Below are 16972 nucleotides of genomic sequence, written 5' to 3' on the forward strand. Positions count from 1 at the left end.
TTTTTCATTTAGATTTGTAAGTAAGTGTATACCATCTGCTACCCCTAAAGCTATAAGCATTACTGGAATCATAGTTGACACAGCATAAATTGGAATTCCAACTGCTGACATTAATCCAAAGGCCCAGATAGTACTAAATAAAACTACACTTAAAGTTAGCAATGTACTTTTTATACTTCTCAGAGCAATTATCAATACTATAGCTATAATTAAAACTACTAATGGTATCATTACTTTCATATCCTGAGGCATTAAATTTGCCAGTGTTCCTTCAACTACCGGTTGACCTGCAATATACATTTCACCCGGGCCATTTACTTCAGCTAAAATTTCCTGGATTTTATCATATAGTTTTAAACGATCAATCCCTTCATCAACCAATTGAGCCTGAATTAGTGCTACTGTATTATCTTCAGAAACAAGCCTTCCAGAAACCATATTATTACTGCTAACAGTTTGTTTTAAGTCTTCAAATTCAGCTTCATTATCAGGTATAGTACTAAAAAACTCTTCAACTTCTAAACCAAAATCTGAAGCAGATATATTATTTGCAGTAGCTATACTTTTTATGTCCTCTTCATTTATTTCTTCTAAAGAAGATAATCTATCACTTATTTCCAATATTTGTTCTATTGTTTTTTTATTATATATTTCATTTTCATTTTCAACTGCTACAATCACTGCATCATTTATATCAAAAAGATCTTCATAATGTTCACTTTTTTCAAAAGCCGGATGATTCTCTGGCATATATTCATTTAGATTTGTTTCTATTCTTGCTTTATCATAAATTTCAAAACCAAAAAATGCTGTAATTGCAAATAAAATTAATAAAGTAATTATTGGTTTTTTTAGTACAAAATCGTTAATTTTATTCATTCTATACCTCCCTAGAATTAATGAATGAACAATCATTCATTAATGTGTAAATTTTTTTCATTCTCTTAAACCTTTTTTCAATATCATTATTAACTCCTCTGGTGCTTTCATTAACATATTTTTATCTTCATTTTTTATTGCTTTTTCAACTATTCCCTGTATTGAGCCAAAAATAATATTTGCACTAATCTCCGGATCATAACTTTCATTTATCTCTCCTCTTTGTATAGCATCTTTTAACTCATTCTCTAAGATTTCAGGTATCATAGTTAAATATTCATTTATAGAATCAGAACCTTCTTTTTTAGGAAAATCTTTTTCTCTTACTAAAATTTCACCAACTGCAATATTTTCTTTAATTTCTTTGAAGTGAAAATTCAAGAATTTTTCTAATTTTTCCCAAAAATTCAGGTTCTGCTGTTTTATTTTCTTTAAATTTTTCATTCTTTTTTCTAACTCATATTTAAAAATATAATTTAAAATGTCTTCCTTATTTTTAAAATAATTATAAATTGTACCGACTGCAACATTTGCTTCTTCTGCTATTTCAGAAGTTTTTGTATTATAAAAGCCCTTTTTTGACATTACATTTATAGCTGCTTTTCTGATTAATTCCTTTTTATCAGTCATTAGTAGATCCCCTTTCTGAATGATTGTTCATTCATAATATAACATAAAAATATCATTATGTCAAAAAGGTGGGATTATTTCCCACCTTTTATATACTGTTATTTACTTATTTTTTTGCCAGTAAAAGTAAATTCATCCCTATTCATCTTATAATATTTACCTCTATTATTTTCTTCTAATTCACCAATAATATTATCACATTCAGAACATACTAATTTATCATTTACTTCTTTTGCATCATATGCTCTAGTGATTCTATTTTTCCAGCATCTTAAGACTTTTCCCTTGCCTATTTTTTTATATTTAAATAATTTTGATTTACATTTAGCACATTTAATAGTTAAAATAATACCACCTCAAAATCACTAGTCCATCTCTGGAAAAAAGAAATTATATAAATAATATTTATGGTAGCTAGAATTATTTTTTCTTTTCTTTTCATCTTTATCACTTAAAAAGTCATTAATTATTTCATTGAATTCTTCAGCTTCTTCATCAGTTAAATAAATACCCGAATAACTCATTTTTATTTTTTTATAAAATTTTTCAAACTTTTCTTTTTCACTTAAATCATCTTTATCATATAATTTGTCTAAATTATTTATTAAACTATTTTCCATATGATTGATAAATCCTCTGATCCAATCAGCATTATCTTTGTTAGTACTGCTTATTAACTCCTGTCCTTCAAAGCTATCAGCAGAAGTCCTGTAACCATTTTCTGTCTCTTCTAATATCCCTGCTTTTACCATTTCTTTAACATAATTTTTTATTAATGACTGCTTTTCATTTAATTTTTTTACAATATAGTCAATAGTTACAGTTTCATCTTCAACTACACCAATTATATCCATAGATATTGGATCACCAAGTAGTTCCATAATTTTACGATCAGTAATTTTCATTTTCTTTTTTTTCATGAAAATCCCTCCTTAATATAATTTATATAAATTTTATTTTACCTAGAAATAAGAACCATAACTGAAATAGGAGGTACTTTTATATGATGATCTTTAAAAATATTGAATACTTCATTCCCAGCCTTTTTATCATCAACTATTATTCCCCATCTACCCTCACCTATTTCAAAATCAATCCATTCTCGATTTGGATTATAAAGAATTAATAGTTCTTCCTCTTTTTTTGAATTTGATATTTCAGATTTTATTTTATAAGCTACAGTATTTGAAGGTGATTCTAAAAATTCAAGATTATTTCGTATCGTTTTGGCATCATCCATTCTAAAAATTTCATAACTTTTTCGTAAATCTATTAAACCACTATAATATTTGAATGTATTATGAAATCTTGTTTTTCTCTCCCATTTTAACATATTAATATAGTCTCCGGCATTATAACTATTGGAATTACCATATTTAGTACGTAAAAATTCCTCTCCTCCCTGTAAAAAAGGAACACCTAAAGAAGTAAAAATTATTGCCTGGGCCATCTTGTCCATTTTAATTCTAATATGTCTGGGTTCTTCCCCATTAGTTTTTTTAAGTTTATCCCAGAGTGTAAGATTATCATGAGCACTGACATAATTAATAGTTTCACTGGGACTTACAGTGAAATCATGAATTTCTTTGTTATAATAGATTGCCCCAACTATGCCTTTTTTTATCTCATTTGAAAGACCTTTTTTACCATTAACAAATCCTCTAGTATCTCCATCAGTATCACCTTTAATTGCATCACGGAAATGGTCATTAAAAGCTGAAATATTCATTTTCTTTTGAGCACCTTTTAACATTTGTTCATCATGATGAAGTTGAGGAGGTAAGGCTGACCAGGGTTCACCATATAAAAGAATAGATGAATCTATTTCATGTAATTTATCTTCAGCCAAATCCATTGTTTCTTTATCTATTATTCTCATCAAATCAAATCTAAATCCATCAATATGATATTCTTCTGCCCAATAAGATAATGAATCAATAATAAATTTTCTAGCCATAGGTTTTTCAGTAGCAAATTCATTACCGACTCCAGATCCATTAGCTAAATTATGCTCATCTTCATGTTTCCTATAAAAATAACCAGGAGCAGTTTTAGAAAAAGTTGAATCTTCAGTATAATAAGTGTGATTATATACTACATCCATGATTACTCCTATACCTTCATCATGAAGAGCTTTAACCATTTTCTTAAATTCAATAATTCTTGTTTCATCAGAAGGATCACTGGCATAAGAACCTTCAGGAACATTATAATAATAAGGATCATAACCCCAATTATAATCTTTTTGCCAGGTGTCATCCACTGTAGCAAAATCAAATACTGGCAAAAGGTGAACATGAGTAATTCCCAATTCTTTTAAATGATCAATACCAGTTTTAAAACCATAACGATTTTTTGTTCCTTTTTCTGTAAAAGCTAAATAGTCACCTTTTAATTCTATACCAGATTCTGAAGAAATAGAAAAATCTTTTACATGCACTTCATAAATTATTGCATCAGTAGGTTTTTCTAACTTAACTCTACAATCGCTTTCCCAGCCCTCTGGATTGGTTTTTGAAAGATCAACAATATATCCTAATTTACTATTAGTACCTACAGCACGTGCATAGGGGTCAATAACTTCATAACTGTATTCTCCATAATCAACTATAAATAAATAATAATTTCCAGAAAGGTCTTCAGAAACTAATGTAGACCAGCATCCATTTTCCCCTTTTTTTAATAGAAATTTATCATTTATTGATTTATCATTTTCATCTGCAAAAATTAAAACTTCAACTTTTTCAGCAGCAGGAGACCAAATTTTAAAAGACGTTGATCCTTTGTCCACAATAACTCCCAAATCATCTCCATTATAAAAAATATCACCATATTCAAAACTTAAATCCATTTTATTATCTAAACTCATAATACCCAATTATCCTTCCTCCACTCTAATTATAAATATTCTAGTATTTACAAACTTTTATATAATTTTATATATTCCTGTGCTGAATGTTTCCAACTAAAATCTTTTACCATAGCTCTTTTCATTAATTTTTCCCAAATTTCTTTCTGCTGATAAAAATGTATTGCTCTTCTGATTGTGTATAACATATCATGGGCATTAAAATTAGCAAAAGAAAAACCAAATCCAGTATCTTCAAATTCATTATAGGGTTCTACAGTATCTTTTAAGCCTCCAGTTTCTTTGACAATTGGAATGGTTCCATAACGCATACTAATTATTTGACTCAATCCACATGGTTCAAACCTTGAAGGCATTAAAAACATATCAAGCCCAGCATACATTTTTTGGGCAAGCTTACCATCATACTTGATTTTTACGCCTATCTGATCAGGATATTTTTTAGATATTCTTTTAAAGAAATTTTCATATTTTTTCTGACCGGTTCCTAATAAAACAAACTGCATATCTTCCTTATTGATCGCTTCTTCAAGAATAGCCTTGATTAGATCAATTCCTTTTTGTTCAACAAGTCTGGTAACAATACCTATTAAAGGAATCTCCTTATTAACTGGTAATTCAAACTCTTTTTGCAGTTTTTCTTTATTTTTAAGTTTAGTTTCCAAATCATCTTGATCATAATTGTAATAAATATCTGAGTCAGTCTTTGGATTGAATTTATCATAACTTATTCCATTAACAATCCCTTTTAAATCTCTACTTCTCATTCTTAAGGCATAATCTAAACCTTCTCCAAAATATGATGTTTTTATTTCTTCAGCATATGTCTCACTAACTGTATTTATTTTATCAGCATAAAATATGCCTGCTTTCATAAAATTAACAAGACCATTATGGCGAATATTTCCTGAATTCCAGTGCCAGTAATTAATTCCCAGTACATCGCCAATAATTTTAGGATCAAACTGACCCTGATAACGCAAGTTATGTATAGTATAAAGTGTTTTTATATCTTCATAAAAATCATATTTTCGATAATTATCATCCAAAAGTAATGCTAAAATTCCTGTCTGCCAATCGTTAAAGTGAATTATATCTGGTTTAAAATCAATTTCTGGTAACATTTCTAATACTGCTCTATTAAAAAAAGTAAATTGTACTTCTTTATCATTATTTTCATACAAAGTTGATCTATTAAAATAATATTTATTGTCTATAAAATAAGTAGGAACACCTTCATTTAATAATTTATTTACACCTACATATTCTTCTCTCCAAACTACATCAGTTTTAAAGTCAGTTACATGTTCTAATTCTAATTTAAATTTTTCATCCATATTCAGATATTCAGGTAATACAACCCGGACATCATGACCTTCCTCACGTAAGATTTGTGGTAGTGACCCTGAAACATCTGCTAGGCCCCCTGTTTTAACAAATGGATCTGCTTCAGAAGTAACAAATAAGATTTTTAATTTTTCAGACATTTTAAAAACCTCCCAAATAAAAAACTCCTGTTCTCTTTATTATATCATTACTTTTAGAGAAAATCCAACTTTAAGCTAATTAACTGGAATTTAGTTTAAATAAATATTCATAAATCTAGAAATAAATACAGGCATATGTTATAATTATATAAACAAATACTGTATTTATTTAATTAGTTAAATTATGCCTAATGCCCTGGAGGTAAATTTATGAGTGAAAATTATCCAAATGAATATAATCGTTATCTATTTCATAAAGGTGAAAATTATCATAGTTATAAATTTCTAGGTAATCATCTATTCCAAAAAAAAGAAAAAAAGGGAGTTCGTTTTTCACTATGGGCACCTAATGCAAAAAAAATAAGTGTTATTGGAGATTTTAATAACTGGCAAAGTAATATTGATGAAATGAAAAAAATTAAAAACTCTGGAATATGGACTATATTTATTAATAAAGCTAAAGCAGGTGATTTATATAAATATAAAATAACTGGACCAAATAATGAAATTAGAATAAAAGCTGACCCTTATGCTAACTATGCAGAAAAAAAGCCTAATACTGCTTCTCGTGTCTTTAATAATAATAAATATAAATGGAATGATGAAAAATGGATAAAAAAAAGAAATAATTTTGATCCTCACAAAGAAGCAATTTTAATTTATGAACTTCATCTTGGTTCCTGGATTAGAGATGAGGAAAATAATTATCTTAATTACCGAGAAATAGCTGATAAACTTGTCGATTATATTAAAAAAATGGGTTATACTCATATTGAATTACTTCCAATTGCTGAGCATCCATTTGATGGTTCCTGGGGTTATCAAACAACTGGCTATTATGCTGTTACCAGTCGTTATGGTAATCCTGATGATTTTAAATATTTAGTAGATAAATGTCATCAAAATAATATAGGAGTTATAATGGACTGGGTACCAGGACATTTTTGTAAAGATGACCATGGACTAAGAATCTTTGATGGAACACCTCTTTATGAAAGTGAGGACCCTAGAAGGGCTGAAAATATTCAGTGGGATACCCTTAATTTTGATTTTGCCCAACCAGAAATTTGGAGCTTTCTTATCTCTAATGCCATATACTGGTTAAAAGAATTTCATATTGATGGGATAAGAGCTGATGCAGTAAGTAATATGATCTATTTGGACTACCAAAAAAAAGATGGTCAGTGGGCTGCTAATAAGTATGGTGGAAATGAAAATCTAGAAGCTATTGCTTTTTTACAAAAATTAAATGAAGTAGTCTTTAAAGAATTCCCTGGTACTTTAATGATAGCTGAAGAATCAAGTGCCTGGCCTGGAGTAACTTCTCCTACATACCATGATGGCCTTGGCTTTAATTTTAAATGGAATATGGGTTGGATGAATGATACTTTAGAATATATGGAAAAAGATCCTCTATTCAGAAAAGGTGTCCATAATAAATTAACTTTTTCAATTATGTACACATATTCTGAAAATTACATACTTCCTCTTTCTCATGATGAAGTAGTTCATGGTAAAAAATCATTATTAGATAAAATGCCAGGCGAATATTGGGAAAAATTTGCTAACTTAAGGCTTCTATTCGGTTATATGTTAGCCCATCCTGGCAAAAATTTATTATTTATGGGAGGAGAATTTGGTCAATTTATTGAGTGGAATTATAAACAGGAATTAGATTGGTCTTTATTAGAATATGAAAAACACAAAAAAATGTCTGATTATGTTAAAGAATTAAATAAATTTTATTTAGAAGAAAAAGCTCTCTGGCTTCTTGACCATAAACCAGAAGGCTTTGAATGGGTGGAGGCAGATGATAAAGATAAAAGTATTATTAGTTTTTTAAGATTTCCCTATAATCAGGAAAATCATTTACTTGTTATTTGTAACTTCACACCTGTGTTCAGAGAAAATTATCAGGTTGGTATTCCATTTTATAAAAAATATGAAATTGTATTTAATAGTGATCTGGAGAAATATGGGGGGGAAAATACTATTAATCAAAAGTTATATTCTCCTTTTAAAAAATCCTGTAATTCTAAACCTTATTCATTAAAAATTGATTTACCTCCACTCTCTATTTTATATTTAAAAATAAATGAAAATACTAAGGAGGGTTAAGATGGCAAATAAAGAAATAGTAGCAATGCTTCTTGCTGGTGGTAAAGGTACACGACTTGGTGTATTAACAAATAATCTTGCTAAACCTGCTGTTCCTTTTGGAGCAGAATTTAGATTAATTGATTTTCCCTTAAGTAATTGTTCTAATTCAGGTATTAATACTGTAGGTATTTTAACTCAATATGAACCATTAATTCTTAATTCATATATTGGTGATGGAAGTTCCTGGGAACTTGATAGAAATGATGGTGGAGTAACAGTTTTACCACCATATCTCCATGACAAAGGTGGAGGCTGGTATAAAGGAACTGCTGATGCAGTATATCATAATATTAATTATATAGATCGTTATGACCCAGAATATGTTTTAGTTCTTTCTGGGGATCATATTTACAAAATGGATTATTCCAAGATGCTTGATTTTCATAAAGAAAAGGGTGCTGCTGCTTCTCTAGCTGTAATAGAAGTACCCTGGGAAGAAACACATCGTTTTGGTATTATGAATACAGATGAAGAAAATAAAATTATAGAATTTCAGGAAAAACCAGATGAAGCTAAAAACAATTTAGCTTCTATGGGAATATATATATTTGATTGGCCTAAACTTAAAGAATATTTAATTGCTGATAGTCGAGATTCAGAATCCTCAGGTGATTTTGGAAAAAATATAATTCCTGCTATGATTAATGATAAACATAGTGTTTATGCTTATGAATTTGAAGGCTACTGGATGGATGTTGGTACAATAAATAGTTACTGGAAAGCTCATATGGATTTAATTCATAAAAATACAGGACTTGATCTATATGATAGAAATTGGATTATATCTAGTCTTAATCCAAATCAACCTCCTCTTTATATTTCTGAAGATGCAGAGGTTAACCATTCTTTGATTAATAAAGGAAGTGAAATTGAAGGTACTGTTAAAAATTCAGTAATATTTTTTGGATCTTCAGTTGGTAAAAATTCTATAGTAGAAGATTCTGTAATATTACCAAATACAAAGATAGGTGAAGGATGCTATATAAACAAATCTATTATCTGCCATAATGTAAATATTGAGGATAATTGTAATATAGGAGCTGATGATTTAATAAATCCAGATATTACTGTTATTGCTGATAATATGACAATTTCAAGAGGATCAAATATTGAGAATGGTTCTGTTGTTGAATAATTTTAACTGCACCTTTTGAAAAATTGAAAGGAGGAAATTATAAATGAAAAATGTAATGGGAATAATTAATGATATACAGAATGAAGAGGTTCTTAAAGATTTAACTGAACATCGTTCACTTGCTTCTGTACCTTTTGGATGTAGATATAGATTAATTGATTTTCCCCTATCAAATATGGTTAATTCTGGTATAATAAATGTTGGCATTTTCCTTGAAAATAAGTTTCGTTCTCTACTTGACCATATAGGTCCAGGAAAAGCCTGGGATCTTGACCGAAAAAGAGATGGTCTCTTCTTACTCCCTGCAAGTCAAAGTAATAATCATGGTATTTACAAAGGTGATATTGAGAGTCTCCAGGCCAATTTAGATTATTTATATCGAAGCAGTCAGGAATATGTAGTTATAGCTAGCTCAAATATTATATGTAATATGAATTATAATGATGCATTTGAATATCACCTACAATCAGATGCCGATATAACTGCAATATATAAACAGATCTCTTCTCCAGCCAAAAGCAAAAATCACACTGTGCTGGAAACAAATATTAATGATCAAATAACTAATATGAAAGTAAATCCTGAACGTCAGAAATATAATAAAATATCTCTTGAAAAATTTATTATGAAAAAAGAATTATTAATTGATATAATAGATGATTGTTATTCCACAGGTCGATGGGATTTTATAAAAGATGGTATTATTAAAAATATTGATAAATATAATATTAAAGGATTTCCTTATAAAGGATATGTTGCAAATATTAATTCTCTAAACAGTTATTTTCATAAAAATCTTGAACTTTTAAAACCTGATAATCGTAAAGATATGTTCTATAAAAATCAAATCTTTACCAAACCGAAAGATGAGGCACCTACAAAATTTAGTGATCGAGGGCAGGCCAAAAATATAATTGCTGCAAATGGGTGTATAATTGAAGGAGATGTAGAAAATAGTATACTTTTTAGAGGAGTTACTATTAAACGAGGAGCTCATGTTAGAAATAGTATTATAATGCAAAAATCAACAATTGGTAGAAATGCACAAGTGGAAAATGTAATAACTGATAAAAACGCAAAGATCAAAGATGGCACAGAACTTAAAGGAAGTAGAAATTTTCCTATTATAATCGAAAAAAATGCAGAAGTTTAAGGAGAGTGTAATTAAATGAAAAATATGAAAAACAAAAATCCAAATGTTGCATATTTTTGTATGGAATTTGGACTTGCTAAAAATTTAAGAATATATGCTGGAGGTTTAGGAATTTTAGCCGGTGATATTTTAAAAACAGCTAATGAATGTTATTATCCACTAATCGGTATAGGTCTTCTCTGGAAAAAAGGATATACCAAACAATTAATCGGAGACCATAATTATCCCTATGATTCTTATCCAACTTATGAAGAAATATATGATGAATTAGAAGATACTGGAGTTGTTGTGGAAGTTCCTATTAAAGAACAAACTATTTTCACAAAAGTTTGGAAATTAGATGGATATGGTAATACTCCACTTTATTTGCTTGATACAAATTTACCACAAAATAATGAACAACAAATAATAACTGATAAATTATATATTGGTTCTGAAGAAAAAAGAGTAGCTCAAGAAATGATTTTAGGAATTGGTGGAATAAAAGCTATTAGAGAACTTGATTTAAATATTGATGTTTTCCATTTTAATGAAGGCCATGCTGTTTTGGCAGGTACTGAATTAATAAAAGAAAAAATGAAAAAAAATATTGAATTTGAAAAAGCCTGGGAAAAAACTAGAAATGAAATAGTCTTTACTACTCATACACCTGTAAAAGAAGGTAATGAGGCTCATAGCCTTGAGCTATTAGGTGAATTAGGGGCATTTAATGGACTTAATTTTGACCAAATGGAAAAAATTGGTGGTAATCCTTTTAATATGACCGTAGCTGGCTTAAAACTTGCGAGAACTGCTAATGCTGTATCTCAACTTCATGGGGAAACAGCTAATACAATGTGGGGTGATGTTAAAAATAAAGCTCCAATTAAAGCTATAACTAATGGAGTAAATCGCAAAACCTGGGTTGACCACAGTATCATAACAAATTATGATGATAATAAAAAATTGTGGGAAATTCATCAAAAACACAAACAGAAATTAATTGATTATATTAAAAGAAAAAATGCGGTGAGTTTACGAAAAGATCGATTAACTATAGGCTTTGCTCGTCGTGCAGCTAATTATAAAAGACCTGATCTTATTTTCCGTAAACCAGAAATTATTGGGGAATACTTAGATAATAATAAAATACAAATTATATTCTCTGGAAAAGCTCATCCTGAAGATGATAATGGTAAAGAAATGGTCGCTAATTTAATTCGGATGTCACAAAAATATCCTGAATCAGTTACCTTTATTGAAGATTATGATATAGAAGTAGGTAAATTGATTACTAAAGGGGTCGATGTCTGGCTCAATAATCCAAGAAAACCACAGGAAGCAAGTGGAACTTCTGGCATGAAAGCTGCTATGAATGGAGTTCTAAATTTAAGTATTCTTGATGGCTGGTGGCCTGAAACATGTGAACATGGAGTAAACGGTTGGCAATTTGGTGATGGTTATGTAGGAGAAAATCAGGATCAGCATGATCTTGATTCTTTATATAAAGTTCTTTTAGAAGAAGTAGTACCAACTTATTATGAAAATAAAGAAAAATGGATAGAAATGATGCAGGCCAGTATTGACACAACTTATGATCGTTTTTCTGCTAAAAATATGTTAGAAAAATATTATGAAAAACTATATAGTTAAAAATTAATTTACTTAAAGGAGAGGTCTAGACCTCTCCTTTTTTCTTTAAAATTTGATATTAAAATCTAAAGATATTTCTTGATCTTTATTTTTTAAATCATTAGAAAAATTGATTCCAACCCCTACTGGTTTAACTCCCATAACTCTTATCTTAGTTTCTAAGCCTGATCCATATCTAAAATTTTCAAATTGTTCACTATCAATAAAACCATATATTCTATAACCTAATATCTGAAAAGCAACTAATACTTCTTTACTATATTTAAAAAATTTATTATATCCTAATTCAGAAGATACTAAAAAAGTAGATTTATTTTCCTTACTCAAAGTTCCTCTATATATTTCTGGGTTAAAATAATAGTTAAAGTTATGGATAGAAAATTTATTTTTAAAATCCCACTTTTCTTTAACTGGAATTTCTATCTCCCCTTCAATTAGATATTTATATTTATTATTTTCAAGTGAAAAGTAGTTATCGGTTTTTGCTTTTAAAGATAAATTATAAAAATCATTAAATCTTTTATTATATTCATTTAAAACATTAAAAAAAACTTCATGACCAAATTGGGCTAATCCAATACCTGTATTTAAATTTATGTTATAATTCTTATAATATATTTTAAAATTTTCTTCTTTATCATCTTCATTATAAATCATAATTAAATCTATAGCATCATTTATTTTTTTATACTTAATTTTAAATTGATTACTAAAAGAATTATACTCCTGTATCCAAATTAAATCCAAATTTTTATAACTTAATTCAAAACCATATTCAATATCATTACTATTATTATTAAATAAACTATTGATCATATAGTCATCTTTTTTCCCATATGAAAAATACGGTTTATAAATTGCTTGATTATAAATTATCCTGTCATTTTTTGCATCTTCAATAATCATTTTAATATTATTTTTATTTTCAAGATCATAAGAATATGTTTTTCTTCTATCTATTAAATCTTTAATTTCCTCAATTTTTGATGTAGTTTCTTTACGTCCTAATTCAATAAAATCTTCTGCCAACTGAAAGTCCATAAAAGAATAATCTCCAACAAAATGTTCTATTAGTATATCTGAATATTTTCTACTTATCATATTAGAATTTTCACTTTTAATAATATTTATTGTGCGCATCCATCCTCTATGAGGAAGATTAAATACATTATAAGGCATTTCATCATTGGCCATTGTTGAAATAACAATGTCAGCTCCCATTACCCTTGCAGCTAAAGCAGGTGTTAATTCTTTTATACCAGGGTCAACAAAGTATTCATTATTATAATATTTTATAGGAAAAATAAATGGAATAGCATAAGAACATTGAATAACATCACTTATTTTACCGGTAGTATGAATATATTTTTGTTCTTTAGTTAAATTCATGCTTAATATAGCAGTAGGTAATGGAAAATCTTCTAAATTATTTTCAGGAGCAACTAATTCAATGAAATTATTTAGTTTTTTAGATTCAAGAAGTGAATAAGTGAAAATAAAATTAAAATCAAATAGAGAAGAAAAAATATTTGATCTAACTATATCCTCCATTTGTTCTGGAGAAATACCACTTCCATACATGGCAGCAATTACAGCCCCCATACTAGTCCCCACTACCATATCTATTGGAATATTATTTTTATGAAGAATATCAATCACACCAATATTTACTAAAGCTCGAGCCCCACCACCTCCCAGAGCTAAGGCTATTGTTGGGGTTTCTTTAACAGGGAATTTGTCAGATTTTTCTATTATATAAGTATTTTCCACACCATAAATTACTGTATCTGTATAAGTATTATCTGCTAAAACTGGACTACTACAAATAAACATTATCAATAAACTGGATATAATAATATTTTTAAACATAAAAATCCACCCCATTTCTTATATTATATAATTCTCTTTATCATAGATATTACCTTTATATATATGAGGTGATTTGAATATATATTATTTATTTTCTATTGCAAACTCCACTGCAGCCTTTGCATGTAAATTTGTAGTGTCAAAAACAGGAATCGGACTATCTTCATTTTTTACTAATAAAGGAATTTCAGTACAACCTAAAACTACTCCCTCTGCTCCTCTTGCATATAGATTATTTATGATTTTTTTAAATTTTGTTTTTGATTTTTCCAAAATCAAACCATCAATTAATTCATTGTAAATAGTATTATGCACTATTTCTCTTTCTTCTTCCCAGGGAATAATAACTTCAATACCATGTTCTTTTAATCTATCCTTATAAAAATCTCTTTCCATTGTAAATTTAGTACCAAGTAAAGCAACTTTTTCTAAATCATGTTCAATGATAGAATGCGCTGCAGCATCAGCAATATGTAACAACGGAATATCTATTTCATTTTCAATATCATCTGCCATCTTATGCATTGTGTTTGTACAAATCACAATGAAATCTGCTCCACCTTTTTTTAAATTTTTAGCATAATTTATCATTTTTTCTTTTAAAAGTTCCCATTTTCCCTCATGCTGCATTTTTTCAATTTCAGCAAAATCTACTGAATACATAAGACACTTTGCTGAATGTTTTTTCCCAAGTTTTTCTTTTGTAAATTCATTAACAAGTCGATAATATTCTAGAGAGGATTCCCAACTCATTCCACCAATTAAACCAATAGTTTTCATTTTAAACCTCCTTGAGAATTTTATAAAATTTTATTTAGACAAATTGACTGTTAAGGGTTTATTAGTTAATGTAAATTCATCTTCATTAATAATAATAGCTATTTCTTTCCCTTTTTCTTTAGTAATTTTTACTTTGTCTTCAAAAACTTGAATTGTTAAAATTCTATTTCTAAAATTTATTTTAAACGAATAATCATCCCATTCAGCTGGTAAATAAGGAGAAAAACTCAGCTTATCATCTTTAACTCTCATTCCAGCAAAACCTTGTACTATTGCCATCCAGGTCCCTGCCATACTTGTGATATGGAGACCATCTTCAGTATCATTATTATAGTTTTCTAAGTCCAACCTAGCTGTTCTTAAATAAAGCTCATAGGCTCTTTCCTTATATCCAATTTCAGAAGCAATTATAGAATAGATACAGGGAGATAATGATGATTCATGGACTGTTTTCGGTTCATAAAAATCAAAATTTCTTTTTTTAGTATCTTGATCATACTCATCTCCAAGAAAATATAAACCCTGTAAAACATCTGCCTGTTTCACATAACAGGATCTTAAAATCCTATCCCAGGACCAATTTTGATTTAAAGGTAAATCGTTTTTATCCAGATCTGCTCTTGTTTTTAATTCTTTATCCATATAACCATCCTGTTGTTCAAACACTTCAAGTGAATCAACATAAGGATAATACATATTTTCTTTGATATCCTGCCATTTATCAATTTCTTTTTCTTTTAAACCTAATTTTTCCACTAATTCATCATGACGAATTTTATTATTTTTGAAAAGATATTCTTTTACTTCAAGTGCATATCCTAAAGTCCAGGCTGCCATTCGATTAGTATACCAATTATTATGAACATTATTTTCATATTCATTAGGTCCTGTTACCCCAAGAATCATATATTTATTTTTACGTGGATTATAATTTACCCTATCAGCCCAGAATCTGGCTATTTGAGTTATTACTTCAAATCCATAATCAGCTAAATAACTTTTATCCCCAGTATTATTTACATAATTATAGATAGCATAGGCAATAGCTGCATTACGATGGATTTCTTCAAAAGTAATTTCCCATTCATTATGACACTCTTCACCATTCATTGTTACCATAGGATAAAGTGCACCATCTAAATCTAATTTATCAGCATTATCTATTGCTTTTTCTAAATGATTATACCTATAAAGCAATAAATTACGAGCAATACTATCATCAGTAGTATTTAAATAAAAAGGAAAACAAAAAGCCTCAGTATCCCAATAAGTACTTCCTCCATATTTTTCGCCTGTAAAACCTTTAGGACCAATATTTAATCTTGGATCATGTCCGGTATAAGTTTGATTCAATTGAAAAATATTAAATCTTATTCCCTGTTGAGCTGCTACATCTCCATTTATTTCAATATCGCTTTCATCCCAGTGCTCCTGCCATCTTTGAATATGTTCATCAAAAAGTTGTTCTACACCTTTATTATAAGCATAACTCACTCTATCTAAAGATTCCTGTACTAAATTTTTATCATCATAATCTCTATTAGTTGTTACTGCAATATATTTATTAATAGTTATTTCTTCATTTTCATTTATCATTAAATTTACTTTATTTTCAACATATTTTTCTTTTTGAAAAGTCTCAATTTTATCAGGATTTTTATTTAATTCAAATTTCATAGCAGTACTTACATGAAAATCAGATTTCTTGGTTCTCATATTCAAATAAGCCTTATATTTATCTGCATTTTTTTCAATTTCATCCCAGAAAACCTCATCATAATTTGCATCCTCATTGGTAATAGTCCCATCAAGAAAAGGTGTTAATTCAACTTTAGCATTGTGATTCAATGGTTTTAAACTATAAGTAACTACTGCGATTTCTCTATCAACACTACTTAAAAATCTTCTAGCTTTAACTTTAGTTTTTCTTCCCTGAAAATCTTTTATCACAAATTCTCGATCTAAATATCCCTTTTTCATATTTAATATTCTCTTGAATTGTTCTACATCCATTTTTGCTAAATCAAGTTTTTTACCATTAATTTTAACTTTAATACCAATGAAATTAGTTGCATTTAATACTTTTGCATAATATTCAGGATACCCAATTTTCCACCAACCAACACGTGTCTTATCTGGATAATAGACACCGGCTATATAGGTTCCCTGTAAACTCTCGCCACTATACCCTTCTTCAAAATTTCCTCTAAGTCCCATATGACCATTACCTAAACTCATTATACTCTCAGTAATTTGATTTTTTTCCGGATCAAAACCATCTTCAATAATCTTCCATTCATCATATCTAAAATAATTATCCATATTATCGCTCCTTTATGCAAACGTTTTCATTAATTAATTATATCATATTTACACTT

At 28.5% G+C, this 16972-nt stretch carries 12 protein-coding genes; 4 read left to right on the forward strand and 8 right to left on the reverse strand.

Going from position 1 to position 16972, the window contains the following annotated elements:
• From VJ881_02330 to glgA, 5 genes are all read right to left on the reverse strand, one after another.
• Positions 1-879 (reverse strand): MMPL family transporter (locus VJ881_02330; GenBank protein HKL74878.1); only part of this gene is annotated, 879 nt, incomplete at its 3' end.
• A gap of 57 nt (positions 880-936) precedes the next feature.
• On the reverse strand, positions 937-1509 hold the full coding sequence (locus VJ881_02335; GenBank protein ID HKL74879.1) for a TetR/AcrR family transcriptional regulator: 573 nt from the start codon (positions 1507-1509) through the stop codon (positions 937-939).
• 365 nt (positions 1510-1874) lie between these two features.
• Positions 1875-2429 (reverse strand): hypothetical protein, encoded by a 555-nt coding sequence (locus VJ881_02340; protein ID HKL74880.1) that lies wholly within the window; start codon positions 2427-2429, stop codon positions 1875-1877.
• A 38-nt stretch (positions 2430-2467) separates the two neighbouring features.
• Positions 2468-4378 carry a type I pullulanase gene (pulA, locus tag VJ881_02345; GenBank protein HKL74881.1) on the reverse strand — a complete coding sequence of 637 codons (1911 nt, stop codon included), beginning with the start codon at positions 4376-4378 and terminating at the stop codon, positions 2468-2470.
• Between the two features lie 47 nt (positions 4379-4425).
• On the reverse strand, positions 4426-5865 hold the full coding sequence (gene glgA / locus VJ881_02350) for a glycogen synthase GlgA (protein ID HKL74882.1): 1440 nt from the start codon (positions 5863-5865) through the stop codon (positions 4426-4428).
• Between the two features lie 210 nt (positions 5866-6075).
• Between glgA and glgB the strand changes: the two genes are divergently transcribed.
• The 4 genes from glgB to glgP are packed head-to-tail and all read left to right on the forward strand — an operon-like array spanning position 6076 to position 11945.
• Complete coding sequence (gene glgB / locus VJ881_02355; GenBank protein HKL74883.1) at positions 6076-7983, forward strand: 1,4-alpha-glucan branching protein GlgB; 1908 nt, start codon at positions 6076-6078, stop codon at positions 7981-7983.
• A gap of 1 nt (position 7984) precedes the next feature.
• On the forward strand, positions 7985-9160 hold the full coding sequence (locus VJ881_02360) for a glucose-1-phosphate adenylyltransferase (protein HKL74884.1): 1176 nt from the start codon (positions 7985-7987) through the stop codon (positions 9158-9160).
• A gap of 43 nt (positions 9161-9203) precedes the next feature.
• A complete protein-coding gene (gene glgD / locus VJ881_02365) occupies positions 9204-10313 on the forward strand; it encodes a glucose-1-phosphate adenylyltransferase subunit GlgD (GenBank protein ID HKL74885.1) in 1110 nt (369 codons plus the stop codon).
• 15 nt (positions 10314-10328) lie between these two features.
• Positions 10329-11945 (forward strand): alpha-glucan family phosphorylase, encoded by a 1617-nt coding sequence (gene glgP / locus VJ881_02370; GenBank protein HKL74886.1) that lies wholly within the window; start codon positions 10329-10331, stop codon positions 11943-11945.
• 45 nt (positions 11946-11990) lie between these two features.
• On the opposite strand, the gene VJ881_02375 is transcribed toward glgP, so the two are convergent.
• The 3 genes from VJ881_02375 to VJ881_02385 all read right to left on the reverse strand — a co-directional run bounded on the left by VJ881_02375 (position 11991) and on the right by VJ881_02385 (position 16916).
• Positions 11991-13814: a patatin-like phospholipase family protein gene (locus VJ881_02375; protein HKL74887.1), complete on the reverse strand. Its 1824-nt coding sequence runs from the start codon at positions 13812-13814 to the stop codon at positions 11991-11993.
• Positions 13815-13898: 84 nt separating this feature from the next.
• Positions 13899-14594, reverse strand: coding sequence for an aspartate/glutamate racemase family protein (locus VJ881_02380; protein ID HKL74888.1), 696 nt, complete (start codon positions 14592-14594; stop codon positions 13899-13901).
• 30 nt (positions 14595-14624) lie between these two features.
• Positions 14625-16916, reverse strand: coding sequence for a glycoside hydrolase family 65 protein (locus tag VJ881_02385; protein ID HKL74889.1), 2292 nt, complete (start codon positions 16914-16916; stop codon positions 14625-14627).
• Between the last annotated feature and the right edge of the window lie 56 nt (positions 16917-16972).

The sequence above is a fragment of the Halanaerobiales bacterium genome, from assembly GCA_035270125.1.
Classification (GTDB): Bacteria; Bacillota; Halanaerobiia; order Halanaerobiales; family DATFIM01; genus DATFIM01.

Excerpts from the sequence above, each read along its gene's own strand:
- pulA (HKL74881.1), bottom strand. The coding sequence starts at position 4,378 with ATGAGTTTAGATAATAAAATGGATTTAAGTTTTGAATATGGTGATATT.
- VJ881_02380 (HKL74888.1), bottom strand. The coding sequence starts at position 14,594 with ATGAAAACTATTGGTTTAATTGGTGGAATGAGTTGGGAATCCTCTCTA.
- VJ881_02360 (HKL74884.1), top strand. The coding sequence starts at position 7,985 with ATGGCAAATAAAGAAATAGTAGCAATGCTTCTTGCTGGTGGTAAAGGT.
- glgD (HKL74885.1), top strand. The coding sequence starts at position 9,204 with ATGAAAAATGTAATGGGAATAATTAATGATATACAGAATGAAGAGGTT.
- glgP (HKL74886.1), top strand. The coding sequence starts at position 10,329 with ATGAAAAATATGAAAAACAAAAATCCAAATGTTGCATATTTTTGTATG.
- glgA (HKL74882.1), bottom strand. The coding sequence starts at position 5,865 with ATGTCTGAAAAATTAAAAATCTTATTTGTTACTTCTGAAGCAGATCCA.
- VJ881_02340 (HKL74880.1), bottom strand. The coding sequence starts at position 2,429 with ATGAAAAAAAAGAAAATGAAAATTACTGATCGTAAAATTATGGAACTA.
- VJ881_02385 (HKL74889.1), bottom strand. The coding sequence starts at position 16,916 with ATGGATAATTATTTTAGATATGATGAATGGAAGATTATTGAAGATGGT.
- glgB (HKL74883.1), top strand. The coding sequence starts at position 6,076 with ATGAGTGAAAATTATCCAAATGAATATAATCGTTATCTATTTCATAAA.
- VJ881_02375 (HKL74887.1), bottom strand. The coding sequence starts at position 13,814 with ATGTTTAAAAATATTATTATATCCAGTTTATTGATAATGTTTATTTGT.
- VJ881_02335 (HKL74879.1), bottom strand. The coding sequence starts at position 1,509 with ATGACTGATAAAAAGGAATTAATCAGAAAAGCAGCTATAAATGTAATG.